The sequence below is a fragment of the Metabacillus rhizosphaerae genome (assembly GCF_037201795.1).
Taxonomy (GTDB): domain Bacteria; phylum Bacillota; class Bacilli; order Bacillales; family Bacillaceae; genus Metabacillus; species Metabacillus rhizosphaerae.
Window position 1 is genome coordinate 2418212 of the sequence record NZ_CP147403.1, and the last position, 25382, is coordinate 2443593.

Sequence of the window (25382 nt, forward strand, 5' to 3'; positions counted from 1 at the left end):
TAGAAAGGAAGAAATTTTGTGAACATCGAACTACTCATCAATGAAGCGAAAGCAGCACGTGACATGGCGTATACTCCCTATTCTAAATTTAATGTTGGGGCAGCTTTGTTAACAAAAGATGGTATAATATATAAAGGCTGCAATATAGAAAATGCTGCATATAGCATGACAAATTGTGCGGAGCGTACAGCATTATTTAAAGCCTTTTCTGAGGGAGACAAAGAGTACGCTGCAATTGCAGTTGTTGCAGATACAAAACGACCAGTTCCTCCATGTGGAGCATGCCGTCAAGTTATTGCGGAACTTTGTCCAAAGGATATGAAAGTAATCTTAACTAACCTCCAAGGTGATATAGAAGAATTAACAGTACAAGAATTACTACCAGGAGCTTTTTCAGCGGAGGATTTACATGAATAATAATCAATCATACAAATCAGGTTTTGTTTCAATTATTGGAAGACCAAATGTTGGTAAATCAACATTTATTAACCGAGTAATCGGTCAAAAAATCGCAATAATGAGTGATAAGCCCCAAACAACTAGAAATAAAATTCAAGGGGTTTATACGACGAACAATTCACAAACAATTTTTATAGATACACCAGGTATCCATAAGCCAAAACATAAGCTTGGGGACTTTATGATGAAAGTTGCTCAGAACACATTAAAAGAAGTCGATCTCATTCTTTTTATGATTAATGCAGAGGAAGGCTATGGTCGTGGCGATGAATTTATCATTGAACGATTGAACGAAACGAAAACACCCGTTTTCTTGATCATTAACAAAATTGACCAAATTCATCCTGACCAGCTTTTACCTTTAATCGAGCAATATAAAGAGTTATATCCTTTTAAAGAAATTATCCCAATCTCTGCTTTACAAGGAAATAATATCGATACATTATTACAACAAATTGAAATGTTATTACCAGAAGGTCCACAATACTACCCAGAGGATCAAGTAACAGATCATCCTGAGCGTTTTATCATAACAGAATTGATTCGAGAAAAAGTCCTACACTTAACGAGGGAGGAAATTCCACACTCAGTTGCAGTTGTTATGGACACACTAGAAAGAAGAGAAAATAATCAAGCTATTTTTGTGGGAGCAACGATCATAGTTGAACGTGATTCCCAAAAAGGAATTGTAATTGGCAAACAAGGTAGCATGCTTAAGGAAGTAGGGAAAAGAGCAAGAGTTGATATCGAAGCCTTACTTGGTTCTAAAGTCTTTTTAGAGCTATGGGTTAAAGTACAAAAGGATTGGCGTAATAAAGCTTCCCAATTAAGAGATTATGGTTTTAGAGATGATGAGTATTAATGTCGATCTAAGCTACTGAAGTGGAATATTTACTAAAAAACTAGTTATTCCTTTTTAATAGTACTGAGGTATGCATCAAAAATATTAGCAAAAATTGTTTGACATGAATTGGAGAATAGAAGGTCAAGATAAATGTAAAGAAATTGGACATATTGCTTGCTAGTCTTAACAACTGAAAGGTGGGGTTTTTTATGTTGGATTTTACCTGGAAGGTCTTTTCGCAAACAGGTAGCATTGATACGTATCTTCTTTTTAAAGAATTAGAAAAGGAGAATGATGACGGACCCGATTCTCAAGATGATGAACTAGCTGAAATGGATTTTCCAATTTCCTGATCTTGCCTGAACCTTTGGAAGGTGAGGGAAATTTTGCTTCAAAAATGTGAAGGAATTGTGATTCGATCAACGGATTACGGTGAAACAAACAAAATTATTACAATATATACTCGAGAACTCGGAAAAGTTGGGGTTATGGCAAGAGGTGCAAAGAAACCGAATAGTCGGCTCACGTCAATTACCCAACTTTTCACGTATGGAACATTTTTATTTCAGAAGACAAGCGGATTAGGAAGTCTTCAGCAGGGTGAACCTTTCGCTTTCGCTAAGAGGTATTCGAGAGGATATCTTCCTAACTGCTTATGCTTCATACATAGCAGAACTATTAGATAAAAGCACTGAAAATCATGAACGAAATCCATACTTATTTGAACTTCTAAAACAGACACTCCAATATTTAGATGATGAAGTAGATCCTGATATATTACTAAATATTTTCGAAATGAAAATGTTGACAGTTTTAGGTCTTCATCCACAGTTAGACGGATGTGCATTATGTGGAAACAAAGATGGTACATTCCACTTTTCTATAAGAGAAGGTGGTTTTTTGTGCCATAGATGCTTTGAGAAGGATCCATATCGTTTACCCATATCACAAATAACTGTTAAATTATTACGGCTGTTTTATTATTTTGACTTAAATCGTTTAGGGAATATATCAGTAAAGCCTGAAACAAAGAAGGAGCTAAAGGATGTAATCCAAGCTTATTATCAAGAGTTTTCCGGTTTATCGATTAAATCGAAACGATTCTTAGATCAATTAGATTCTTTAAAAGGTAAGCTATAAAGTATACTGATGTTGACATTAGTCTATTTTTCGATTAATATGCAAATATAATTTAACATTTTTGCGTTGAAGGAAAAGAGTACTTACGAGTTAAACCAATATAAGCGACCTTAGGATGGTGAAAGCTAAGGATTGGTACGTAACGAAAGGCATTCTGGAGCAGATTTTTAAAGTGGCTTACATTAGCAAGTAGACTATGTAAGCAATTAGGGTGGAACCGCGGGTATGCTCTCGTCCCTATGTCATTGATTTGGCATAGTGGCGGGAGCTTTTTGTATTTCTGCAAGTATATGAATGATATGCAAATTATGGAGGTTTTAGTTTACAGTTTGTTTTCACAAGGCTTTTTCTTAATTTCTTCTAGACTACCTCTGACTTGGTCTCAAGTTCACAAGTGAACAAAATATCGTTGTGGATGTCAGTCTAAAACAATGAAATTAAATGCAAATAGTCCTTATCAAATATGGAGGTGTAAGGTAACATGAATATTCAAGAAATGATTTTAACGCTGCAAAAGCATTGGTCAGATCAGGGCTGTATATTAATGCAGGCGTATGATACTGAAAAAGGTGCAGGTACAATGAGCCCTTATACGTTTTTACGTAGTATAGGTCCAGAACCATGGAAAGTTGCATATGTTGAGCCTTCAAGACGACCTGCTGATGGACGATATGGTGAAAACCCAAATAGACTATATCAACATCACCAGTTCCAAGTCATTATGAAGCCATCACCAGATAATATTCAAGAGTTATATTTAGATTCGTTACGAGCTTTAGGTATTGATCCATTAAAACATGATATCCGATTTGTTGAGGATAACTGGGAAAATCCTTCATTAGGATGTGCTGGTTTAGGTTGGGAAGTATGGCTTGATGGAATGGAAATCACGCAATTTACGTATTTTCAACAAGTTGGTGGTTTAGAATGTAAACCAGTTTCAGCTGAAATTACATATGGAATTGAAAGGCTAGCTTCCTATATTCAAGACAAGGAAAATGTTTTTGATCTTGAGTGGACAGATGGATACACAGTTCGTGATATTTTCTTAATGCCCGAATATGAGCATTCGAAGTATACGTTTGAAACATCAGACACAGAGATGTTGTTCCAATTGTTTTCAACTTATGAAAAAGAAGCGAATCGTCAAATGGATGAAGGGCTAGTCCATCCTGCATATGATTATGTTTTAAAATGCTCTCATACGTTTAACTTACTTGACGCAAAAGGGGCTATATCTGTTACTGAGCGAACAGGTTACATAGGACGTGTTCGTAATTTAGCGCGGAAAGTGGCAAAAACTTTTTATGATGAAAGAGAGAAACTTGGTTTCCCAATGTTGAATAAGGAAGGAGGAGCACATGATGAATAAGCAAGATCTATTAATTGAAATCGGATTAGAAGAAGTACCTGCACATTATGTAACAGATGCAATGAATCAGTTTACTGAAAAGGTAACAAAATGGCTTGAAGATAAAAAACTTTCTTATGGAACTGTTAAGTCTTATTCAACACCACGAAGACTAGCTGTATTAGTTAAAGATGTAGCTGTTAAACAGCCTGATATCGAAGAAGAAGCAAAAGGTCCTGCGAGAAAAATTGCGTTAGATGAGAATGGTAATTGGTCCAAAGCAGCAATTGGTTTTACAAAAGGTCAAGGTGCATCTGTAGACGATATTTATTTCAAAGAAATCAATGGTATCGAATATGTACATGTTCAAAAATTTACAAAAGGTCAGGAAACAAAGTTGCTTTTAGAAGATATAAGTCAAATCATCACGGGCTTAACCTTCCCTAAAAACATGCGATGGGGCAGTCAGGAGATGCGCTATATTAGACCAATAAAATGGATTGTTGCTTTATTTGGTAAAGATGTTATACCATTTGAAATTGCAGGTGTAACAACGAACTCATACAGCTACGGTCATCGGTTTTTAGGAAATAAGGTTGAGATTGTAGCGCCATCATTATACGAAGCGACATTATTAGAACAATTTGTATTGGTCGATCCAGTAAAGCGTAAAGAAGCAATCAGCAATCAGCTTTCAGAACTAGAGAACGAACAAACTTGGGTGATTCCAGTTGATGAAGAACTACTTGAGGAAGTAAATAATCTTGTTGAATACCCAACAGCATTGTTTGGGAAATTTGAAACAGAATATTTATCTTTACCGGACGAGGTATTGGTTACTACGATGAAAGAGCACCAACGTTATTTTCCTGTTAGAAATCAACAAGGTGAGCTTCAGCCATTTTTCGTAACAGTACGAAACGGTGACCATAATCACCTTGAAAATGTTGCTAGAGGGAATGAAAAAGTTCTTCGTGCAAGACTTTCTGATGCCAATTTCTTTTATAAGGAAGATCAAAAGCTAAAGATTGAAGATGCTGTACAAAAGTTAGATAAAATCGTATTCCATGAAGAATTAGGCACATTAGGTGAAAAAGTTAAACGTGTTGTTGAACTCTCTGGCTTATTAGCAGATAAACTACTTGTAAGCAATGAGGAAAAGCAAGATATTAAACGAGCTGCTTCCATTTGTAAATTTGATTTAGTAACACATATGGTCTACGAATTTCCTGAGTTACAAGGGAAAATTGGTGAAAAATATGCACGACTTAGTGGTGAGAAGGAATCCATTTCTGTTGCAATTAATGAACATTATATGCCTCGCCATGCAGAGGATGCGGCACCTGAATCAACAGTTGGAGCTGTTGTTGCACTAGCGGATAAATTGGATACAATTGTAGGTTTTTTTGCAATTGGGAAAATTCCAACCGGTTCACAAGACCCTTATGCATTAAGAAGGCAAGCAAGCGGCATCGTGCAAATCCTTCTAACAAAGAAATGGAAGCTCGAATTACCAGAGTTGTTCCAAATTGCACTTGATTTATATGGTGATAAAGCTATAGAAGCTGCTGCACAAGAGTTATTATCATTTTTTAGACTTCGCTTAAAATATTTATTAGCAGAAGATCATATTCGCTATGATTTAGTTGATGCTGTATTAGAATCCTCAGTTTTAGAAGTGACTTCTTTAGTTGAACGAGCAAAGGTTCTTGAGTTAAGATCAAGGCAGGAAGAATTTAAAGAAACGATTGAGGCGCTTGCACGCGTTATGAACATAGCGAAAAAAGGTACAGATCAGAATATTGATGAACAATTATTTGATAGTGAATATGAAAAATCTCTTTATGATTCATTTGTTCATGCTTCAAATGCAATTAATTCATTAAAAGCAGAAGGTAAAGAGGAAGAAATTTATAATGTTCTTGCAGGGTTAAAAGTGGTTATAAACGACTACTTTGATCACACGATGGTAATGTCTGAGGACGAAAACATCAAAACAAATCGATTAGCTCAAATGGTTAAACTCGCACAGCTTATCGAATCATTTGCGAAAATGAATGTAATCCTTGTAAAGTAATGATCAGAACGCTATTTCAATAGTGTGGTTCGGTTAGAGCGTATTTTAGAGAAAAGAGATTTAATCTTAATTAGTCTAAATTTTAAACAAGGATGACGAAATACTAATATACCTAGCTTCATCCACGTTTTATTATAAAAAGGGTCTGACAATTGTATCGTCAGCCCTTTTTATTTTTTCGTTTTATACTTGCCAATATATAATGGTTTTCAAAATAGATAAAACAAATTACTTTTCAAAAGGATATTAAAGTATATAATAATTTTATATAGTATAACCTATTTAGTTAGGTAGCAATTTTTTATAGATAAAAACTAGATGAAGCAGGGTGGTGAGTAAAATCGAGCTTAATAAACGACAAGAAAAAATTGTAGAAATTGTTAAGGCGAATGGTCCGATTACAGGAGAACAAATAGCTGACCAGCTTCATCTAACGCGAGCAACTCTTCGACCGGACTTAGCTATTTTAACAATGGCAGGGTTTCTGGAGGCGAGGCCAAGAGTTGGTTATTATTATACAGGCAAAACAGATACACAGCGCTTAACAGACGAGCTTAAAAAACTACAAGTGAAGGATTTTCAATCAATTCCAATTGTCGTAAGTGTAAATGTGTCAGTATATGACGCGATTTGTACAATGTTCTTAGAAGATGTTGGAACATTATTTGTAGTTGATAATCAATCTTATTTAGTTGGTGTACTCTCACGTAAAGATTTATTACGTACTAGCATAGGCAAGCAGGAGCTTGAATCCATTCCTGTTAATATAATTATGACGAGGATGCCTAACATTACTGTATGTAGGCAGGATGATCTTATATTAGATGTAGCAAATGCTCTTATCGAAAAACAAATAGATGCTCTCCCAGTAGTTAAGGATACTGAGATGGGACTTGAAGTAATAGGCAGAATAACAAAGACAAACATGACAAAAATCCTGGTGGATTTTGCGAGTGATGACATTAGTTAAGTAAATAGAAATGGGGATAAAAAAATGAGACACCGTATGATTTATGTAGTATCAGATTCTGTAGGTGAAACCGCTGAGCTTGTTGTAAAAGCAGCTGCAAGTCAATTTAATGGTGCATCGGCTAATACGAAAATTAAACGTATACCATATGTAGAAGACAAAGGAACAATTCTTGAGGTTGTTTCTTTAGCGAAGGTAGACCAAGCCATTGTTTGCTTTACTCTCGTAATTCCAGAGCTAAGAGAGTTTTTAATTGAAGAGGCAAATAAACAAGGTGTCATATATTATGATATTATTGGCCCTTTAATTGATAAAATGGAAAACTCTTATGGAACTGCAGCAAAATATGAGCCAGGTAGAGTTCGTAAGCTTGACGAAGATTACTTCAAGAAGGTAGAAGCGATTGAGTTTGCGGTAAAATATGATGATGGTCGAGATCCTAGGGGGATACTAAAAGCAGATATCGTTTTAATAGGTGTTTCTAGAACATCCAAAACACCTCTCTCTCAATATCTTGCACATAAACGCTTCAAAGTTGCTAATGTCCCAATAGTTCCAGAGGTTGAACCACCTGAAGAGCTGTATAAGGTTTCTGCTCAAAAATGTATTGGTTTAAGGATTAGTCCAGATAAACTCAACCACATTCGTAGAGAGCGTTTGAAATCATTGGGTCTTAATGATGAAGCTTTTTATGCTAATATTAATCGGATCAAAGAAGAATTAGAATACTTTGATAAGGTAGTTGATAAGATTGGCTGCCAGGTAGTCGATGTTTCTAATAAAGCAGTAGAGGAAACAGCAAACATCATAGCGAATTTTATGAATAAACATAATGGGTAGGGCATTTTGAGATGGTTGAGGGTGACTTTAGGAGTGTTAAACACTTTGTTAATGAGTCAGCCTCTTCGCTTTTATACTGAGTTTGAATTGTATTTTGTTATAGGTTAGCAACAGTCAGATTGTATATTAATCGAACGGATTATTTATGCAAACTACTTATGCTTCAATACATAAAAAAACAATAGATATTTAACTAACTTTGTATTATAATAAAAAATTGTGATAAAAATATTTTTTTTAGGTTTAGAACTTGACATATAGGAATAAACTATTAATTGTAAACTGTCAAGATTTATCGGGAAATAATTTTCGACAAAAAGAAATTGGGTTGGTTATCACGAATTTTAAGTTTCTAGCAAGTTTTTAGAAGGATTCTGTCGGAGTGATGTAGAATAGAGAAATATGGCGAAAAAACAATGAAAATTTATGTCGATGCTGATGCTTGCCCTGTAAAACAAGAAATAATGAATATTGCAAGCAAATACAACATTGAAGTCATCTTCGTTGCATCCTATAATCATACATCAGACAAAACGTATGGTGGTAGATGGATCTTTGTTGATACCGGTAAGGAAGAGGCTGATTTATACATAGTCAACCATGTGCAAAAAAGTGATCTAGTCATTTCACAGGATATTGGGTTAGCTGGCCTTTTATTAAGGAAAGACGTTATTGTTGTTACTCCTAGGGGTAAACGATATACAGAAGCTAATATTGATACTGCCCTACAATTCCGTTATTTATCAGCAATGGAGAGACGTGGTGGTAAGTATTCGAAAGGCCCAAAAAAATTCACAGAAGAAGACACTTTGAATTTTATCACAACAATGGAAAAAATTTTGTCGAAAGATGAAGGAGATCTTAAATGAATCTCGAATATCTTTAACACGGGGTTGTTAGCATGGGAAATCGAATTCCCGAAGAATTAATTGAAAAAATACAACGAACTTCTGACATTGTTGATGTGGTAAGTGAATATGTTCAATTGAAGAAACAAGGTCGTAACTATTTTGGGTTATGTCCATTTCATGGAGAAAAGTCTCCTTCGTTCTCAGTTTCTGCTGATAAGCAAATTTTCCATTGCTTTGGATGTGGAGCAGGGGGAAACGTTTTTTCATTTTTAATGCAGCATGAGGGTTATGCATTTATTGAAGCCGCACAACACCTTGCAGATAAGGCGAATATTGAGATGCCGTCGCTCACTCCAGTAGATCAAGTGCAGCAATCTGTTTCTAAAGATGCAGAAAAAATGATTGAAGCTCATGAACTCTTAAAGAAATTTTACCATCATTTATTAGTAAACACAAAAGAGGGTCAGCAAGCTTTAGACTACTTATTAAATCGTGGCTTTACAAAAGAAATCATTGATACGTTTGAGATTGGGTATGCCCTTGATTCATGGGATTTCATTTCAAAGTTTCTAGTAAAAAGAGGTTTTGATGGATCTATGATGGAGGAAGCGGGTCTATTAGTTAAGAAAAACAATTCAGACGAGTACTTTGACCGATTTCGTAATCGAATTATGTTTCCAATAGCAGACCACCATGGAATGACAATTGCTTTTTCTGGAAGGGTACTTGGTGATGAAAAGCCCAAGTATTTAAATAGCCCTGAAACAAAAATTTTCAACAAAAGTAAATTGCTATATAATTTCCACCGTGCAAGAGTACATATTCGAAAAAACCAACAAGCTATTCTTTTTGAAGGATTTGCAGATGTTATTTCATCAACAAGATCTGGAGTCCAAAATGCTATTGCTACAATGGGTACGTCTCTTACTGATGAACAGGCGAAAATTATCCGTAGAAATGTATCTGAGATCATTATATGTTATGACTCAGATTCGGCAGGTATTGAAGCAACCGTTAGAGCATCAAAGATATTAAAAGATGCGGGTTGTAAAATAAAGGTTGCAATGATTCCAGATGGGTTAGACCCTGATGACTACATCAAAAAATTCGGATCAGAAAAGTTCAAAAATGATGTAATAGGGGCAAGCGTATCTTTAATGACATTTAAAATGAGTTATTACCGTAGAGGAAAAAACCTTCAAAATGAAGGTGAAAGGCTACAGTATATTGAAAATGTTATTTTAGAACTTAGTAAGCTAGAAAGTGCAGTTGAAAAAGAGATCTACTTAAAACAAATTTCCAGAGAATTTGACCTTTCGATGGAGGTTCTAAAGGACCAACTTCACCAAAAGGAACAGCAAATAAAACCACAAAAAGCTTCGCCACAAAAAAGTATTGACCAGCAACATCGAAAAAGAGCACCTATTCAATCGAAAAGGCTGCTACCAGCATTTCATACTGCTGAACGTATGTTAATCGGACATATGCTAAGAAGTAAGGATTTTGCAGAAAAGGTTCTTGAACGACTTGGACTTCAATTTAATATTGAAGAGCACAAAGCAATTGTTACTTATTTATATGGATTTTATGAAGAAGGAAATGAAGAGAATGTAAGTTCTTTCCTTTCAAGGCTGCCAAGTCCTGAATTACAACATATTGTATCCAACATTGCGATGATCACATTAAACACCGAAGTGAGTGAACAAGAACTATCAGATTATATAAAACAGGTGTTGAATCATCAAAAAATGTTAATGATAAAAGAAAAAGAAGCTGAAAAAAATGAAGCTGAAAGAAATAAACAGTTCAAAGAAGCAGCTCAAATTGCGATGGAAATCATTCAATTAAATCAAGCGCTCAAATCATAGTAAGTAAGCTGAAGATTAAAAGGTAAGTGAGTTATAAATGATGTGTCATGCATTTTAATCATGCACATTCCTATATTATAGGTAATACCGCTAAACAGTAATCCGATGGCTTATCTTAACATGTGATAAGTTTGGAAGGAGGGGATCCTATGGCTGATAAACAAACCCATGAGACGGAAGTAACCTTTGAACAGGTGAAAGATCAGTTAACTGAAATTGGGAAAAAACGTGGAGTTTTGACGTATGAAGAAATTGCAGAACGTATGTCCAACTTTGAAATTGAATCAGACCAAATGGATGAGTATTATGAATTTCTTGGTGAACAAGGTGTCGAACTAATTGGTGAGGCTGGTGAGACTGAAGGTGATCCAAATGTTCAAGATCTTGCAAAAGAAGAAGAGTTCGATCTAAATGATTTAAGTGTTCCTCCTGGTGTAAAAATAAACGACCCAGTAAGAATGTACTTGAAGGAAATCGGGCGAGTTGATCTTTTATCTGCAAATGAAGAAATTGATCTCGCTAAACGTATCGAAGAAGGTGACGAGGAAGCTAAACGTAGACTTGCTGAAGCTAACCTTCGACTTGTTGTAAGTATTGCCAAACGTTATGTAGGTCGTGGGATGTTGTTCCTTGATTTAATACAGGAAGGTAATATGGGCCTAATGAAAGCAGTTGAAAAGTTTGATTACCGTAAAGGGTACAAATTCAGTACGTATGCAACTTGGTGGATTCGCCAAGCGATTACTCGTGCGATTGCAGACCAGGCTCGGACCATCCGTATCCCAGTTCATATGGTTGAAACAATTAACAAATTAATAAGAGTACAACGTCAATTACTTCAGGATTTAGGAAGAGAACCAACTCCAGAGGAGATTGGGGAAGATATGGAATTAACCCCAGATAAGGTAAGAGAAATCTTAAAGATTGCTCAGGAGCCTGTATCACTGGAAACACCAATTGGTGAAGAAGATGATTCTCATCTTGGCGATTTTATTGAAGATCAAGACGCAACTTCACCTTCTGAGCACGCTGCATATGAGTTATTAAAAGAGCAGTTAGAAGATGTCTTGGATACTTTAACAGATCGTGAAGAAAATGTGTTACGTCTTCGCTTTGGACTTGACGATGGCAGAACAAGAACACTTGAAGAGGTTGGTAAAGTCTTTGGTGTTACTCGAGAGCGTATCCGTCAAATTGAAGCAAAAGCTCTTCGTAAATTACGTCATCCAAGTCGTAGTAAACGTCTTAAAGACTTTCTAGAATAGATGAGGCGGACAACATTGTCCGTCTTTTTAAATGATTAGAAAGTTTAAGTCTAAGTTTTGGTGTCAAGCTCCAACTTCCTTTTAGTTGGTACAAGTTAAGTCATGTGCTTAAAAAGACTATGGATGCTGACCAGCGGGCTTGCGTTATTCTTATGGCAGAGTAGACGTAAAAGGATGACCTGAATGAATAATAATAAAAAGAACATCATTATTAATGAAATTTCCTATTGGAAAAATAATAAGCTTCTGCCCGAAACATATTGTGACTTTTTGTTAGCGCTTTATACTGAAGGTAATCAAATGGATATAGATATCACATCACAAATGGAACAAAAGAGAAAAGCAATAACTATCTATCAAGTTTTTTTGTATGGCTTGCTACTATTGTTGCTTCCAGCAATGCTCCTTGTCATTTATTTTACTGAATTGTCTTTCGTTTTGCAAATGACCATTGTAGGTTTTTTTCTAGTATCTTCAATGAATGTTACCGCTTACTTTATAAGAAAAAGAGTATTTTTTCAAGTGCCTTTAAGTATAACTTTTATTCAATTATTAATTGTCTCACTATCCATAATAGAGAAAATAACAAATGGTGATCGTTTGTGGATTGGTGGAACAGTTGTTGTTAATTGCTTACTTTGGATTTTGATCGGGAGAATATATCGTGTGATATATCTTATAATTAGTGGAATAGTAGGTTTGGCTATTTTTATATTGACTACCATGGTCTTCTAATATTAAAATAATTAATTGTCAATGGCTTTCTTGAAAGAAACAATTCTCTTTTCTATTTTTTGTCTAAAGTGTGAAAAACATGGGGATGTTATAAGATAGGTCTTTTACTTATTGTAAAATTACAGTAAAATAGAGGTTGTTTACAAAAAAATGTACTTATGAAATTTATCCCGCAGTAACGGGCAGTAAGAACCTAAAAAATCGTAAACGTAAATTATTAATGTGTTAACTGCCTGTAAAAGCTAGATAATTCAACTAACCATTAGAAGGAATTACAGCCTTACTAGTGGAGATTTACTTATTTACATAAGGGAGGTTACATGATGAATCGCAATCCACTTATACCATTTTTATTAATCGCTGTTCTAGGAATCGGCCTTATGTTCCTTTTATCATTTAAAGGTATTGGCGATCATGAAGAATTAGCAAAAGGTGACGAAGAGCCAAAAACTGAGGATGTTGCAAACGCTACACCTGAAGAACTTTATACACAAAAGGGCTGTATTGGTTGTCATGGTGATAACTATCAAGGTGTTTCAGGACCTAGCCTTGTAGGTGTTGGAGAGAAATTATCTGTTGATGAAATCAAAACAACCCTAAAAGAGGGTAGAGGCGGTATGCCAGGTAATTTAGTTCCTGCAGAAAAACTGGATGAAATGGCTGAATGGGTTTCTCAAATCAAATAATAGTATAAGAAAGTCCTTTGCATATGTGAAGGACTTTTTTTATACTTTTACTAAAAGGCTCTTTTCTAAGAGATTGTTGCTTTTAAAACGAAAACTGTTTCAGGTTGATTGGAACGGATTGCGAGACTCCTGCGGGAGTAACGGGACAGGTGAGACCCCACAGGCGTTTACGCCGAGGAGGCTCACCGCTCGCCCCGCGGAAAGCGAGCATCTGGAGCGGAAATCAACCACACCCCACTACTTGGTAGATAGCAACAAAGTTTGCAAAAACAGCTTACTAAAAAGTATTTATATGGAAAATGATAAAGAAATAACAATAAACGAAATAGTGGTGACAATATGAATGAAATGAAGCTATCAAAGAGGCTTGCGACAGTTGCTGGTTATATCCCAAAAGATGCAGTTTTTGCTGACATTGGTTCTGATCACGCCTATCTGCCCTGCTACTCTATTTTGCAGGGAATTGCGAAAGCTGCAATTGCCGGGGAAATTACCGACGGACCTTTTATATCCGCAAAGAAACAAGTAAAGAAATGTGAACTGTCAGACGTTATTTCTGTCAGGCAAGGGGACGGTTTATCCGTTATTGAAGAAGGAGACTCAATCGATTGTATTACTATTGCAGGAATGGGTGGAGGTCTAATTAAACGTATTTTGGAAGAAGGTAGTACAAAATTATCTGGAGTTAAAAGACTCGTTTTACAACCCAATATCCACGCGATTTACATAAGACAATGGATGATGGAAAATGGATGGCAATTAATTGATGAAGATATCATAGAAGAAGACAATAAAATATATGAAATCCTTGTAGCTGAAAAAGGAAATTCAATGCTCCCATATCAAACATATTCCATTGAAGCAAACCTATTACTAGGGCCAATTTTAGCTAAAAAGAAATCAGTTGTTTTTCAAAACAAGTGGACACAGGAATGCAATCATTGGCGAACGATTGTTAAACAGCTTGAACAAGCGGGACATACTTATGAAAATAATGAAAAGTTCAAAGAGCTATCAAACCAAATTCGGCTTGTTGAGGAGGTATTACAAGCGTGAAGAAAAATCCAAACGGCTTTGAGGTCATTCAATTATTTGAACAGTTTTCACCTAAATCCTATGCAGTAGAAGGGGACAAGATAGGTCTACAAATAGGGAGTTTAAATAAACAAATTCATCAAGTTATGATAACCTTAGATGTTACAGAAGCGGTCATCGATGAGGCAATTGAAAAGAAGGTCGATTTAATTATTGCCCACCATCCACCAATTTTTCGCCCAATTAAAAAGCTTACAACAGATTCTACATCCGGTCGAATTTTTGAAAAATGCATTAAGCATGATATTGCTGTCTATGCTGCCCATACAAACCTAGATATTGCAAATGGCGGTGTAAATGACTTGCTTGCAGCAGCGTTAGAGCTTACAAATCTAGATGTTTTAGTACCTACATACGAAGATAAATTAAAAAAATTAGTCGTGTTCGTCCCATCTAGTCATGAAAAGGCTGTTAGAGAAGCCTTAGGTGCTGCTGGTGCAGGCCATATCGGAAATTATAGTCATTGCTCATTTTCTACGAGCGGGGAAGGAAGCTTCTTACCACTTGAAGAAGCTGATCCGTTTATTGGTAAAACGGGACAGCTTGAATTAGTAAAGGAAACTAGGATTGAAACGATTTTTCCTGAGTCACTCCAAAAAAAAATTATCAATGCTATGATTAAAGCTCATCCATATGAAGAAGTAGCATATGATATTTATCGATTAGAGCAACAAGGTGCATCTTTAGGTTTAGGGAGAATAGGAAAACTAAAGGATGAGCTAACTCTTCAAGAGTTTGCTGAGCATGTAAAAAAATCGCTTAATGTTGAGCGGGTTAGAATGGTAGGAGATCCAAGCTCAAAGGTAAAAAAGGTTGCTGTATTAGGTGGAGATGGGAACAAATATATTCAGCAAGCTAAATATAAAGGTGCTGACGTATATGTAACAGGTGATTTGTATTTCCATGTAGCACATGATGCATTAATGCTAGACTTAAATGTGATTGATCCAGGACACCATGTTGAGAAGGTTATGATTAAAGGTGTATCAGCCATATTGGGTGATATGTGTAAAGAAAGAAACTTTGATGTGAGTGTATTTGGTTCAACAGTTGATACAAATCCCTTTACGTTTGTTTAAATCTAAAAAAAGCCCGTTACCTACAATGAGTATGTAGTAATGGGCTTGTTTGTTATATTTAGCCTTTAATTTTAACCTTGGGTAGAATCTTTGCTAATGGAACTTTTTGGTTTAGATCCCATGTTGACTCATCCTCTGGGTTATATTGCTCAAGAAACTGAATGACTTTTTTTGTAATAGGTGTAGGAGTGGAAGCACCTGCTGTAACAGCTACTGTTTTTACATTTTTTAACCATTCAAGCTTAAGCTCACTTAAATCTGAAACACGGTATGCAGTTGTTCCAGCAATCTGTTCTGATACTTGAGCTAAACGATTTGAGTTATTGCTTTTAGGATCTCCAACAACAATTGTTAAATCTGCTTCTTTTGCTTGTTCAGCAACGGCTTCTTGACGAACCTGTGTTGCTAAGCAGATTTCGCGATGTACTTCAACATGTGGAAATTTTTCTTTTACCATTTCCATAATGTCTGCAACATCCCATTGACTCATTGTTGTTTGATTTGTCACGATTATTTTTTCATTTTCAATCTTTAATCGGTTAACATCTTCAATTGATTCGACAAGGTGAACAATATCGGGAGCTACACCAACTGCTCCTTCAGGTTCTGGATGACCCTTTTTCCCTATATAGATGATATGAAAACCTTGAGCTTCTTTTTCCCGAATAAGATCATGTGTCTTAGTTACATCCGGACATGTAGCATCAAGAGTGACAAGCCCCTTTTCTTTTGCAATTCTTCTTACCTCAGGTGATACTCCGTGAGCGGTAAAAACAATCGTCCCATGATCAACCTGTTCAAGAATTTCTAATCGATTATTTCCATCGAGTGTTATGATGCCATCCTCTTCAAATGCATCTGTTACATGTTTATTATGAACAATCATTCCTAAAATGTAGATTGGTCTTGGTAAGGATTTATCTAGAGCAGCGTTTTTAGCAATAACCATTGCATCTACAACGCCATAACAATATCCACGTGGAGCGATTTTTATAACGTCCATTTCATTGCCTCCTTAAGAGATAAAAAGGGTACAGACCTAAAAAGTCATTCTAATCTTTGTCCCTTTCTTCTATTGAAAAAAAGCCGCAAAACGGCTCTTTACTCTCATAATCTCTTAATATTATATCGAACATAAGGGAAGATTACAAAGAGGAAAATTAGATATACATTTTTGGACTTGAGCCTCTAGGTGTTGATGGACGTTTTTTATTTTCTTTAGTTGTCACTGATTCTGTTTCTTTCTTAGTAGAAGTAGTCTCATTTGTAGATGTCTTTCTTTTTGGTTTTTGATTGCTAGTTGTTGGTGTTTCTTCAGAGGTAAACTCTGTATTTGTTTCAGGAGTCTCATCAGTAGTAGTGACTTCTTCATCACTTTCACTATCACTATTTTTTAATTCACGGTAGATTTTGATCATTGCTGGTAAGTTTTTCACTAAGGGACCATATTGCTGAACCATTGGGGTTACTTGCTGTGCCATTCCTAAGACCTTTTGAACATTTCCAAGCATACTAGAAATATTAGCGGGGTTTGTTATTCCTTGAAGCGCTCCAGTAGCTCTTGAAGCACCTGTTGCCCCTTGGATAAACCCTTGTGGATTAATAGCAGTTGCACCTTGACTCCCAGGCATAATCTTAGATAATAATCCTTTTAATCCTCCGCCTCTTGCAGGCATTTGTGGACCTATTTGTCCACTACCCATAAAAGGACCTTGTAAAGGCTGACGTCCCATTGGCATCTGACCTTGCCCGGGGAAAAAACCTCTAGAATTCATAGGAGGCATCGGTCTTTGTGGAAACATATAAATCCTCCTTTCATAATAAGTTGCCCTATCCTTAGACTATGCAAATGATTAGAAAATGGTTTCCGTATTATAAAAGAAGTATTATATCAATGATGAAGTTCACTTTCTGACAAACATTGAGTTATTTCGTGGATATTGGTATAATGTAATGATGGACTGATAAAGAGTACACCATTATAGGTGTGATAAAGCTTTGTCTAAAAGGAGATGACACGGATGGAGAAAACAAAATTTGAGCGTTTTTCATTAAAACCGTTTATTATAGAAGCATTATCGAGTGAGTTGAAATTTTTTGAACCAACTGAAATTCAAGAGAGGCTAATACCTTCAATATTAAAAGGTGAAAGTGCAATCGGTCAATCCCAAACGGGTACAGGAAAAACACATGCTTATTTATTACCATTACTAAACAAGATTGATCCGGATCGTAAAGAAGTACAGGTTGTTATTACAGCACCTACTAGAGAACTAGCGACACAAATCTATAACGAGGTTGTAAAGGTTATTGCTTTTTCAAAGGAAGAAATCTTAGCGAAATGTTATATTGGCGGAACTGACAAACAACGAACGATAGACAAGCTGAAGACCCAGCCACAGATTGTTGTTGGAACACCAGGTAGAATTAACGATTTAGTGAAGGAACAAGCATTAATCGTCAATAAAGTCCGTACATTTGTCGTTGATGAAGCAGATTTAATGCTTGACATGGGATTCATTAAAGAGGTTGATATGGTTGCTAGTCAAATGCCTGACAACTTACAAATTCTTGTCTTTTCTGCAACGATACCAGAAAAGCTAAAACCATTTCTAAAAAAATATTTAGAAAATCCAAAGTTTACACATGTAGCACCTAAACAGGTTACTGCAGCGAAAATTGAGCATGTTCTAGTACCGACAAGACACCGAGACAAAATAAAATTGGTACATGATATGCTTGTTAAATTTAATCCATTTTTGGCGATCGTTTTTACAAATACAAAAAAGAATGCAGATGAAGTTGCAAATGCTCTTCTTGAGAAAGGCTTAAAGGTTGGCCGTATTCATGGTGATCTATCGCCTCGTGATCGTAAAAAAATGATGAAACAAATCAATGATTTAGACTTCCAATATGTTGTTGCAACTGATTTAGCAGCAAGAGGAATTGACATCAAAGGTGTTAGTCATGTCATTAATTATGAGATTCCAACAACAGAGTTAGACTTTTATATTCATCGTGTTGGTAGAACAGCACGTGCTGGAAGTTCAGGGATTGCTGTTACACTCTTTGATTCATCTGATGAGGATGCATTAAACAAATTAGAGAAATTAGGTATTGAATTTGTTAATAGAGATTTTGTCGGTGGAGAATGGAAGGATTTAGATGATCGCCAACGTCGACAAAAGCGAAAAAGAGTCGCAGATGAAGCGGATGCTTTAGCAAAAAGTATCGTTCAAAAACCTAAAAAGGTTAAACCAGGATATAAAAAGAAGATGACTCGTGAAATGGACCAAATTAAAAAGAGAAAAAGAAGATTAGATAAGAAAAGCAGATAGGGGGAGAACGCATGCTTAAAATTGGATCGCATGTCTCGATGAGTGGTAAAAAAATGCTTTTAGCTGCAAGTGAAGAAGCTGTTTCATACGGAGCAAATACATTTATGATCTACACAGGTGCACCTCAGAACACTAGACGTAAGAAAATAGAAGACTTGAATATTGAAGCTGGACAAGCCCATATGAAGGAAAATGGAATTGATGAAATCGTTGTTCATGCACCCTATATTATTAATATAGGCAATTCAACAAATCCAGCTACATTTAAGTTAGGTGTTGATTTCCTCCGTTCAGAAATAGAGAGAACCCATGCTTTAGGAGCTAAACAAATTGTTCTTCATCCAGGGGCACATGTAGGAGCAGGTCCAGAGGTTGGCATTAATAAAATTATTGAAGGCTTAAATGAGGTACTAGAACAAAATCAGGAAGTTCAAATCGCATTAGAAACAATGGCGGGAAAAGGTTCTGAATGTGGACGTTCTTTTGATGAATTGGCAAAGATTATTGATGGTGTAACACATAACCAGCATTTATCTATCTGTTTTGATACATGTCACACACATGATGCTGGTTACGATATTGTAAATAACTTTGATGGAGTACTTGAGGAGTTTGATTCAATCATTGGTTTAGATCGTTTAAAGGTTTTGCACATCAATGATAGTAAGAATCCAATGGGTGCAAGCAAAGACCGTCATGAAAATATTGGCTTCGGGCATATCGGTTTTGAAGCGTTAAATAAGGTCATTCATCACCCATCTTTAACAACTATCCCAAAAATACTTGAAACTCCATTTGTGGGTGAGGATAAAAAATACAAAAAACCTCCTTATAAATTTGAAATTAATATGTTCAAGGAACAATCATTTGATGAAGGTCTATTAGATAAGATCATGAATCAATAAGATAATAAAAACATTTTGACATATACGTTTCATAGTGTTGAAAACATGTAAAAATTTAAATGAAGAAAAGACAGATCAAAAAAATTGATCCTGTCTTTTCTTCATTTATTCCATTCTAAGTACTTATTAATTAGTGAATTTTTGAAAAATTTGATTAACCTGTTGTGCAGTTTGTGGAGAAGTTATACTTGAAATTTTCTGTAATAATTGTTTTCTCTCGTTTTGATTGAAAATATTAATATTTTGGCCATGCATGGCTTTTACAACCTCAACCGCTTGGGCTCGACCTATTGTAACATTAAATTGTTTCGCATACTGCATTAATTCCTCTACCGATATGTTGTTAAGCTTTTGGTTAATAATTTTTTGAAATAAGATCATTTTCAAACCTCCTCTAAAAACAATGTATGGAGGTTTATATAAAATGTGCGATTTTTACCGTTGAATTTTTATTCTTTACATAGAGAATTTATTTCTGTATAATTTACATGTTATAAACAATCGTGTATATTTACTAGATGTAAATCGGAACGATTCTTAATTTGTAAAGGATGACGTCAATGAAGCAACCTATTATTGAAATAAATGATGTGAATTTCACATATGATCGGCAAAAAGTGTTAGAAAATATAAATATTACAATTGAACAAGGAAGTTTTGTTGGGCTTGTAGGTCCAAATGGATCAGGTAAAACAACATTATTAAAATGCTTATTAGGGTTATTAAAACCACAGCAGGGAGAAATAAAGTTGTTTGGGCAAACGATACAGAAATTCAAGGATTGGCATAAAGTTGGGTTTGTTTCTCAAAAAGCAAATAGCTTTAATACTGGTTTTCCTGCATCAGTTTTTGAAGTTGTTTCCAGCGGTTTAACATCCAAATTAGGTTTATTCAAATTTATGAGTCCAAAAGACCGCAAGCATGTCGATGAGGCAATTGAAGCAGTAGGATTAGGCAAGTTTGCTAAAAGGAACATTGGAGAGCTTTCTGGGGGCCAACAGCAACGTGCATTTATTGCTCGTGCAATTGTAAGTAATCCTAAGTTATTGATATTAGATGAGCCAACAGTAGGTGTCGATGCCCAAACTGTTCAAAGTTTTTATGAAATGCTAACGCATTTGAATAGAGATTTGGGGATTACGTTAATTTTAGTTACGCATGATGTTGGAACAATCACAGATAAGGTAACACATGTAGCTTGTATTAATAAACATCTACATTTTCATGGTAACTCTAGAGAGTTTGAATTATTAAAGGATGATGAGATGTCAGATTTTTATGGACATTCATTACATGTGTTGACACATGACCACTCCCATTAATGGAGGATATAAAAAATGGTAAGCAGTCTCTTCGAATATGAATTTTTACAAAATGCATTTTTATCAGGTATGTTAATTGGATTAATCGCACCGCTGTTAGGCGTGTTTGTTGTTGTAAGACGAATGTCTCTTATTGCTGATGCATTGAGTCATGTGACATTAGCAGGAATTGCAGCAAGCTTATTGCTTGAGAAAAAGGTTGCTGTATTTGCTGGTTTAAATCCTATTTATTTAGGTATGGCCTTTTCTGTAACGGGATCTCTTTTCATTGAAAAGCTTCGTACAGTTTATAAGCATTATCAAGAACTTGCGATACCAATCATTTTATCTAGTGGTGTAGGTATTAGTGTTATATTTATTTCTCTAGCAGATGGTTTTAATACAGATCTTTTTAGCTATTTATTCGGTAGTATTAGCGCAGTTAGCCGTACAGATTTATATGTAATAATAGGGATAACAGTCTTTGTTATTGGTACCGTCTTTCTTCTTTATAAGGAACTATTCTTGTTATCATTTGATGAAGAACATGCAACAGCATCTGGTATCCATGCAAAGTGGATTCACTTCATTTTTATTTTAATTGTCGCGTTGGTTATTGCTGGTTCAATGAGGATTGTTGGAATTTTACTTGTTTCCTCGTTAATGACATTGCCAGTTGCAGCGAGTATTCGAATTGCAAAAGGCTTTAAACAAACCATTTTCTTTTCTGTACTATTCGGTGAACTTTCTGTTATTATTGGATTAATCCTAGCTTATTATTTAGATTTAGCACCAGGTGGAACTATCGTTATTTTATCTGTTATTATTCTTATTTTAGCTATTTTATGGACTAAATTTACAAAGGGGAAAGTTTCATGAATGTTCAAGAAGCTCTCGACTTATTAAAAGAAAAAGGCTACAAATACACAAGTAAAAGAGAAGAAATGCTCCAGCTTTTTGCTGATTACGATAAATACTTAACTGCAAAAGATGTATTAGAGTCATTAAAGAATGATTATCCAGGTTTAAGCTTCGATACGATTTATAGAAATTTATCGTTATTTGCTGATTTGGGAATTTTTGAAATGACAGAACTATCTGGAGAAAAGCATTTCAGATTTACATGTGATACAAAGCATCATCATCATCATTTCATATGTTTACAATGTGGAAAAACAAAAGAAATACCTGGGTGTCCAATGGGGAACCTAGAAGAAAACCTAGCCGGATATGATATTAGTGGACATAAGTTTGAAATATATGGGACATGCCCACAATGCAATTAAAGTAAGGCTCTGACAATTTGGTGTCAGAGCCTTATTTGTCGTTTAAGGAAATTATAATATTCTTGAACTGTTGGATAAGCGCATGACATCCAGCTCCAGCGCTTTTGTTCCTTATAAAACTTTCACTTCATACCATTGATTCACCCAGTCTTTAGCCTCTAGCCAATGGTCCACACGGATAACTCCGCTTGGTACGGGATCCTGGTTATAAGGAGTATTAAAAAGAATTACTGGGATCTGATGCTCTTCACTAATCATACAAGCATTATCGTGCTTGTCCTCAAAAAAGATTGAAATATCATTGTTTTTAACAGCTTCAAGCTTGTCGTGACTACCAATTAATTCAATATGATGATAATAAAGCTCGTTTTCATTGAACCAATTGTATGTAATATCAAGTAAATGTTTTCTTCTTGCACTAATAAATAAAAGCTGGTGTTGCTCCTTCCAATTATCCAAAACGGCTTTAGCATGTAAGGCAAGAGGTGCTTCTTTATAAATAATTGGTTCGAACTCATCCATCCATTTCCAAAATTCTACCTCGGTTATATTTAATACCTTTGTTAAATCATATTGCTTTAAATCATTATATGTTAGGGTTTTATTAAATGATTTATTTAAATAAGGTACAAACGTCTTAGGGTCTGTAATTGTACCATCAATATCAATTCCTAGTCGTAACATAATATGCTCTCTCCTTCGTTGCTTCCTATTAGTAGTGTACCATAATCAATTTTTAAACGAACAGAAAAGTTTTACAGTTATAGTTCTGCATCATTAGCTCATACTATAAATGCTCCTTTATATATGAAAGGAAGGGATCTTAATGGCAGACGAAAATAAGTTCGAAAATCAAGAACGTGCTCGTTTTGACAACCCTGATTACAAGGGATTCACGCCACTAGATCGAGAAATTGAAGACGACTTTCAAGAAGAGACTGCAGCAGAAATAGCCGCACCAGTGAACTTAAGAAGAGACTATGCTGCAGTAGACAGAGAAGCTGATCGTGATGAAGTAGTGGGCGAAGGCAGAGGAATGGGGTATTTGGCTTTAGCTCTTTCCATTATTTCACTGTTTATTTTACCTGTTATTTTAGGGGCTGCAGGTATAATTGTTGGCTTCATTGCACGTAGAAGGGGAGCAAAAGCTTTAGGAGCATGGGCAATTGGAATCGGTGCAATTTCCATCATTTTAGGAATCTTTATTATGCCATTTTTCTAAAATGGACTGACTGAACGATAGAAGGGATTGACCTTATATGGTCAATCCCTAATTTACGCTTTTTCGCAAACTAAAAGGAGTAAAATATGAAAAGATATGAGGCAAATGAAAAAATCCAGAAATCACTAGGTAATCATGGAACTGATCCAGTTAACCAAGAAAATGAAACATATACGGCAAATTATGCAATTCAAAATCGTTTTTATGAAGAGAATAAAGTAGAGGATAATATTGAATCTACTCTGTCCGCGAGCAGTAATATTGGAGCTGTGCTGCTTCCGGTGAAGGATGAAGAGAAATAACTTTATAAAAAAGGAAGGGTAGAAAATACTACATATAGTATTTTCTACCCTTTAGTTTCTATGCTTTGAGCTTTTCAGCTTCCTGCTTTGCAAAATGCTCTTCAGCAATTTTATCGATTTCCTTTTTCAGTTCCTCAACCATTGTTTCTTCAGGAACCTTACGGACAATTTCACCTTTACGGAATAAAAGACCTTCACCTCGTGCTCCTGCAATACCTATATCTGCTTCACGTGCTTCACCTGGTCCATTTACAGCACAACCTAATACTGCAACTTTTATTGGTGCTTTGATTTTTGCTATATATTCTTCAACTTCATTTGCAATACTAATTAAGTCGATCTCAATTCGTCCACATGTTGGACAAGAAATTAATGTTGCGGCATTAGCAGCTAAACCAAAGGATTTTAAAAGTTCACGTGCAACTTTTACTTCTTCAACGGGGTCTGCACTTAAAGAAATACGAAGCGTGTTTCCAATCCCTTTGTTTAAAATAACACCTAGACCAGCAGCACTTTTAACTGTTCCAGCAAAAAGTGTCCCTGATTCAGTAATTCCTAGATGTAAAGGATAATCAAACGCCTTAGCAGCTTTTTCATAGGCTTCTATCGCTAAGTTTACATCAGAGGCTTTCATAGAAACGATGATATCATGGAAATCTAAATCTTCAAGTATTTTAATGTGATGTAATGCACTTTCCACCATCCCATCAGCTGTAGGATAACCGTATTTTTCAAGGATTCTTTTTTCAAGAGATCCCGCATTTACACCAATTCTTATTGGGATGTTACGTTCTTTTGCTGCTTTTACAACAGCCTCAACTTTTTCTTTTCTCCCGATGTTACCTGGGTTAATTCTTATTTTATCTGCTCCACCTTCAATCGCTTTTAGAGCAAGTTTATAGTCAAAATGAATATCAACAACAAGAGGAATATTAATTCTCTTTTTTATTTCAGCAATTGCATTTGCAGCACGTTCATCTGGACATGCTACACGCACAATCTGACATCCCGCTTCCTCTAAACGATTGATTTCAGCAACTGTTGCTTCGACATCATGTGTTTTTGTTGTTGTCATGCTTTGAATAACAACCTCATTATTTCCACCAATCGTTAAATTTCCAACTTTAACAGGACGAGTTTTTGTACGATGTATGATTTCACTCACGTGTAAATCGCTCCTTAAAAATAAGTTTATATCTCTGTTCTTCATTATCTTAATTAATGATACTTGACCTAGTCTATTTTTTCTAGTAAATGTACTTCCCACACTCATTTTACAGGGAGTCATAATAAATGACAAGGATCAACTATTGTTTATAATCAGGAAAACGGTATGTTTCACCTAGTAATATTGATTCTGCCTTCACATTTGTATTTAATCCTTCAAAATCTTGAACAATTTGTTCAATCGAGGTAGGGAGAGTACCGTGATATCGTTCTATTACGGATAAAACTGTATCACCTTGTTTAATTTTTACTTCATAATACGGAATTGTAGTACTTTTTTTATTATTATCAGGTGATGTTGGAGTTTCCTCGACATTTGTCATACTAAAAGCAGGAAGTGTCCCGATTTGAAAGTCATAATAAATAATATAACAAAGGAAAAGACCTATTATTAATAACGAAATTCGTTTCATCTTTCTGCCTCCAATATGAGTTAAAAATCGTATTAACCCATACATATGCTTGTCCAAGTAATTTATTCCATTAAAAATATAATTTAACGTTAATAGTGAAAAAGATTCACGACTTTTTGACTAAATAC

General features: G+C 35.3%; 27 protein-coding genes and 1 pseudogene. 22 read left to right on the plus strand and 6 right to left on the minus strand.

Annotation, left to right across the window (positions count from 1 at the left end):
• Positions 1-18: 18 nt before the first annotated feature.
• The 15 genes and pseudogenes from WCV66_RS11745 to WCV66_RS11815 all read left to right on the plus strand — a co-directional run bounded on the left by WCV66_RS11745 (position 19) and on the right by WCV66_RS11815 (position 15260).
• Positions 19-417 carry a cytidine deaminase gene (locus WCV66_RS11745; protein WP_066334712.1) on the plus strand — a complete coding sequence of 133 codons (399 nt, stop codon included), beginning with the start codon at positions 19-21 and terminating at the stop codon, positions 415-417.
• Complete coding sequence (gene era, locus WCV66_RS11750) at positions 410-1321, plus strand: GTPase Era (RefSeq protein WP_066334715.1); 912 nt, start codon at positions 410-412, stop codon at positions 1319-1321. The genes WCV66_RS11745 and era overlap by 8 nt, the downstream gene beginning before the upstream one ends.
• A gap of 191 nt (positions 1322-1512) precedes the next feature.
• Entirely contained in the window at positions 1513-1656 is a 144-nt protein-coding gene (locus WCV66_RS11755; protein WP_066334717.1) for a YqzL family protein, read from the plus strand.
• Positions 1657-1689: 33 nt separating this feature from the next.
• Positions 1690-2443: pseudogene (gene recO, locus WCV66_RS11760) on the plus strand (DNA repair protein RecO).
• Between the two features lie 481 nt (positions 2444-2924).
• A complete protein-coding gene (gene glyQ, locus WCV66_RS11765) occupies positions 2925-3815 on the plus strand; it encodes a glycine--tRNA ligase subunit alpha (protein ID WP_066334729.1) in 891 nt (296 codons plus the stop codon).
• Positions 3808-5871 (plus strand): glycine--tRNA ligase subunit beta, encoded by a 2064-nt coding sequence (gene glyS / locus WCV66_RS11770; RefSeq protein WP_338789441.1) that lies wholly within the window; start codon positions 3808-3810, stop codon positions 5869-5871. Before glyQ ends, glyS begins: the two co-directional genes overlap by 8 nt.
• 331 nt (positions 5872-6202) lie before the next feature.
• A complete protein-coding gene (locus WCV66_RS11775) occupies positions 6203-6841 on the plus strand; it encodes a helix-turn-helix transcriptional regulator (RefSeq protein ID WP_066335483.1) in 639 nt (212 codons plus the stop codon).
• A 24-nt stretch (positions 6842-6865) separates the two neighbouring features.
• A complete protein-coding gene (locus WCV66_RS11780; RefSeq protein ID WP_066334734.1) occupies positions 6866-7681 on the plus strand; it encodes a pyruvate, water dikinase regulatory protein in 816 nt (271 codons plus the stop codon).
• A gap of 416 nt (positions 7682-8097) precedes the next feature.
• The gene (locus WCV66_RS11785; protein WP_066334737.1) at positions 8098-8550 is read left to right on the plus strand and encodes a YaiI/YqxD family protein; all 453 of its coding nucleotides are present in this window, start codon (positions 8098-8100) and stop codon (positions 8548-8550) included.
• A gap of 32 nt (positions 8551-8582) precedes the next feature.
• On the plus strand, positions 8583-10400 hold the full coding sequence (gene dnaG / locus WCV66_RS11790) for a DNA primase (protein WP_338789055.1): 1818 nt from the start codon (positions 8583-8585) through the stop codon (positions 10398-10400).
• Between the two features lie 149 nt (positions 10401-10549).
• Positions 10550-11665: an RNA polymerase sigma factor RpoD gene (rpoD, locus tag WCV66_RS11795; protein ID WP_066334743.1), complete on the plus strand. Its 1116-nt coding sequence runs from the start codon at positions 10550-10552 to the stop codon at positions 11663-11665.
• Positions 11666-11848: 183 nt separating this feature from the next.
• Positions 11849-12400, plus strand: coding sequence for a hypothetical protein (locus tag WCV66_RS11800; RefSeq protein ID WP_338789056.1), 552 nt, complete (start codon positions 11849-11851; stop codon positions 12398-12400).
• A 323-nt stretch (positions 12401-12723) separates the two neighbouring features.
• A complete protein-coding gene (gene cccA / locus WCV66_RS11805; protein WP_338789057.1) occupies positions 12724-13086 on the plus strand; it encodes a cytochrome c550 in 363 nt (120 codons plus the stop codon).
• 339 nt (positions 13087-13425) lie between these two features.
• The gene (locus WCV66_RS11810; protein ID WP_338789058.1) at positions 13426-14142 is read left to right on the plus strand and encodes a tRNA (adenine(22)-N(1))-methyltransferase TrmK; all 717 of its coding nucleotides are present in this window, start codon (positions 13426-13428) and stop codon (positions 14140-14142) included.
• Positions 14139-15260, plus strand: coding sequence for a Nif3-like dinuclear metal center hexameric protein (locus tag WCV66_RS11815; protein WP_066334750.1), 1122 nt, complete (start codon positions 14139-14141; stop codon positions 15258-15260). Before WCV66_RS11810 ends, WCV66_RS11815 begins: the two co-directional genes overlap by 4 nt.
• 58 nt (positions 15261-15318) lie before the next feature.
• On the opposite strand, the gene WCV66_RS11820 is transcribed toward WCV66_RS11815, so the two are convergent.
• Together WCV66_RS11820 and WCV66_RS11825 are read right to left on the minus strand one after the other, a co-directional pair.
• Complete coding sequence (locus WCV66_RS11820) at positions 15319-16263, minus strand: 4-hydroxy-3-methylbut-2-enyl diphosphate reductase (protein ID WP_066334757.1); 945 nt, start codon at positions 16261-16263, stop codon at positions 15319-15321.
• 157 nt (positions 16264-16420) lie between these two features.
• Entirely contained in the window at positions 16421-17062 is a 642-nt protein-coding gene (locus WCV66_RS11825; protein WP_338789059.1) for a YqfQ family protein, read from the minus strand.
• A 219-nt stretch (positions 17063-17281) separates the two neighbouring features.
• On the opposite strand from WCV66_RS11825, the gene WCV66_RS11830 reads away from it, so the two are divergent.
• Positions 17282-18598, plus strand: a complete 1317-nt coding sequence (locus tag WCV66_RS11830) for a DEAD/DEAH box helicase (protein ID WP_338789060.1) — start codon at positions 17282-17284, stop codon at positions 18596-18598.
• An 11-nt stretch (positions 18599-18609) separates the two neighbouring features.
• Complete coding sequence (locus tag WCV66_RS11835; protein WP_338789061.1) at positions 18610-19503, plus strand: deoxyribonuclease IV; 894 nt, start codon at positions 18610-18612, stop codon at positions 19501-19503.
• A 126-nt stretch (positions 19504-19629) separates the two neighbouring features.
• Here the strand turns inward: WCV66_RS11835 and WCV66_RS11840 are convergent, their stop codons facing one another.
• Positions 19630-19884, minus strand: coding sequence for a DUF2624 domain-containing protein (locus WCV66_RS11840; protein WP_066334767.1), 255 nt, complete (start codon positions 19882-19884; stop codon positions 19630-19632).
• 179 nt (positions 19885-20063) lie between these two features.
• On the opposite strand from WCV66_RS11840, the gene WCV66_RS11845 reads away from it, so the two are divergent.
• Genes WCV66_RS11845 through WCV66_RS11855 form a run of 3 tightly spaced genes read left to right on the plus strand, consistent with a single transcriptional unit; the run spans position 20064 to position 22090 of the window.
• Positions 20064-20825 carry a metal ABC transporter ATP-binding protein gene (locus tag WCV66_RS11845; RefSeq protein WP_338789063.1) on the plus strand — a complete coding sequence of 254 codons (762 nt, stop codon included), beginning with the start codon at positions 20064-20066 and terminating at the stop codon, positions 20823-20825.
• Positions 20826-20840: 15 nt separating this feature from the next.
• Positions 20841-21683 carry a metal ABC transporter permease gene (locus tag WCV66_RS11850; protein WP_066334783.1) on the plus strand — a complete coding sequence of 281 codons (843 nt, stop codon included), beginning with the start codon at positions 20841-20843 and terminating at the stop codon, positions 21681-21683.
• Complete coding sequence (locus tag WCV66_RS11855; protein ID WP_066334786.1) at positions 21680-22090, plus strand: Fur family transcriptional regulator; 411 nt, start codon at positions 21680-21682, stop codon at positions 22088-22090. Before WCV66_RS11850 ends, WCV66_RS11855 begins: the two co-directional genes overlap by 4 nt.
• Positions 22091-22201: 111 nt before the next feature.
• Here WCV66_RS11855 and WCV66_RS11860 read toward each other — a convergent pair whose 3' ends face one another.
• Positions 22202-22774, minus strand: a complete 573-nt coding sequence (locus WCV66_RS11860; protein ID WP_338789064.1) for a hypothetical protein — start codon at positions 22772-22774, stop codon at positions 22202-22204.
• Between the two features lie 142 nt (positions 22775-22916).
• On the opposite strand from WCV66_RS11860, the gene WCV66_RS11865 reads away from it, so the two are divergent.
• A complete protein-coding gene (locus WCV66_RS11865; protein WP_066334789.1) occupies positions 22917-23312 on the plus strand; it encodes a hypothetical protein in 396 nt (131 codons plus the stop codon).
• Between the two features lie 86 nt (positions 23313-23398).
• Positions 23399-23614 carry a hypothetical protein gene (locus WCV66_RS11870; RefSeq protein WP_338789065.1) on the plus strand — a complete coding sequence of 72 codons (216 nt, stop codon included), beginning with the start codon at positions 23399-23401 and terminating at the stop codon, positions 23612-23614.
• A gap of 58 nt (positions 23615-23672) precedes the next feature.
• Here the strand turns inward: WCV66_RS11870 and ispG are convergent, their stop codons facing one another.
• Positions 23673-24824 carry a flavodoxin-dependent (E)-4-hydroxy-3-methylbut-2-enyl-diphosphate synthase gene (ispG, locus tag WCV66_RS11875; protein WP_157094421.1) on the minus strand — a complete coding sequence of 384 codons (1152 nt, stop codon included), beginning with the start codon at positions 24822-24824 and terminating at the stop codon, positions 23673-23675.
• Positions 24825-24921: 97 nt separating this feature from the next.
• Positions 24922-25254, minus strand: coding sequence for a hypothetical protein (locus tag WCV66_RS11880; protein WP_338789066.1), 333 nt, complete (start codon positions 25252-25254; stop codon positions 24922-24924).
• Between the last annotated feature and the right edge of the window lie 128 nt (positions 25255-25382).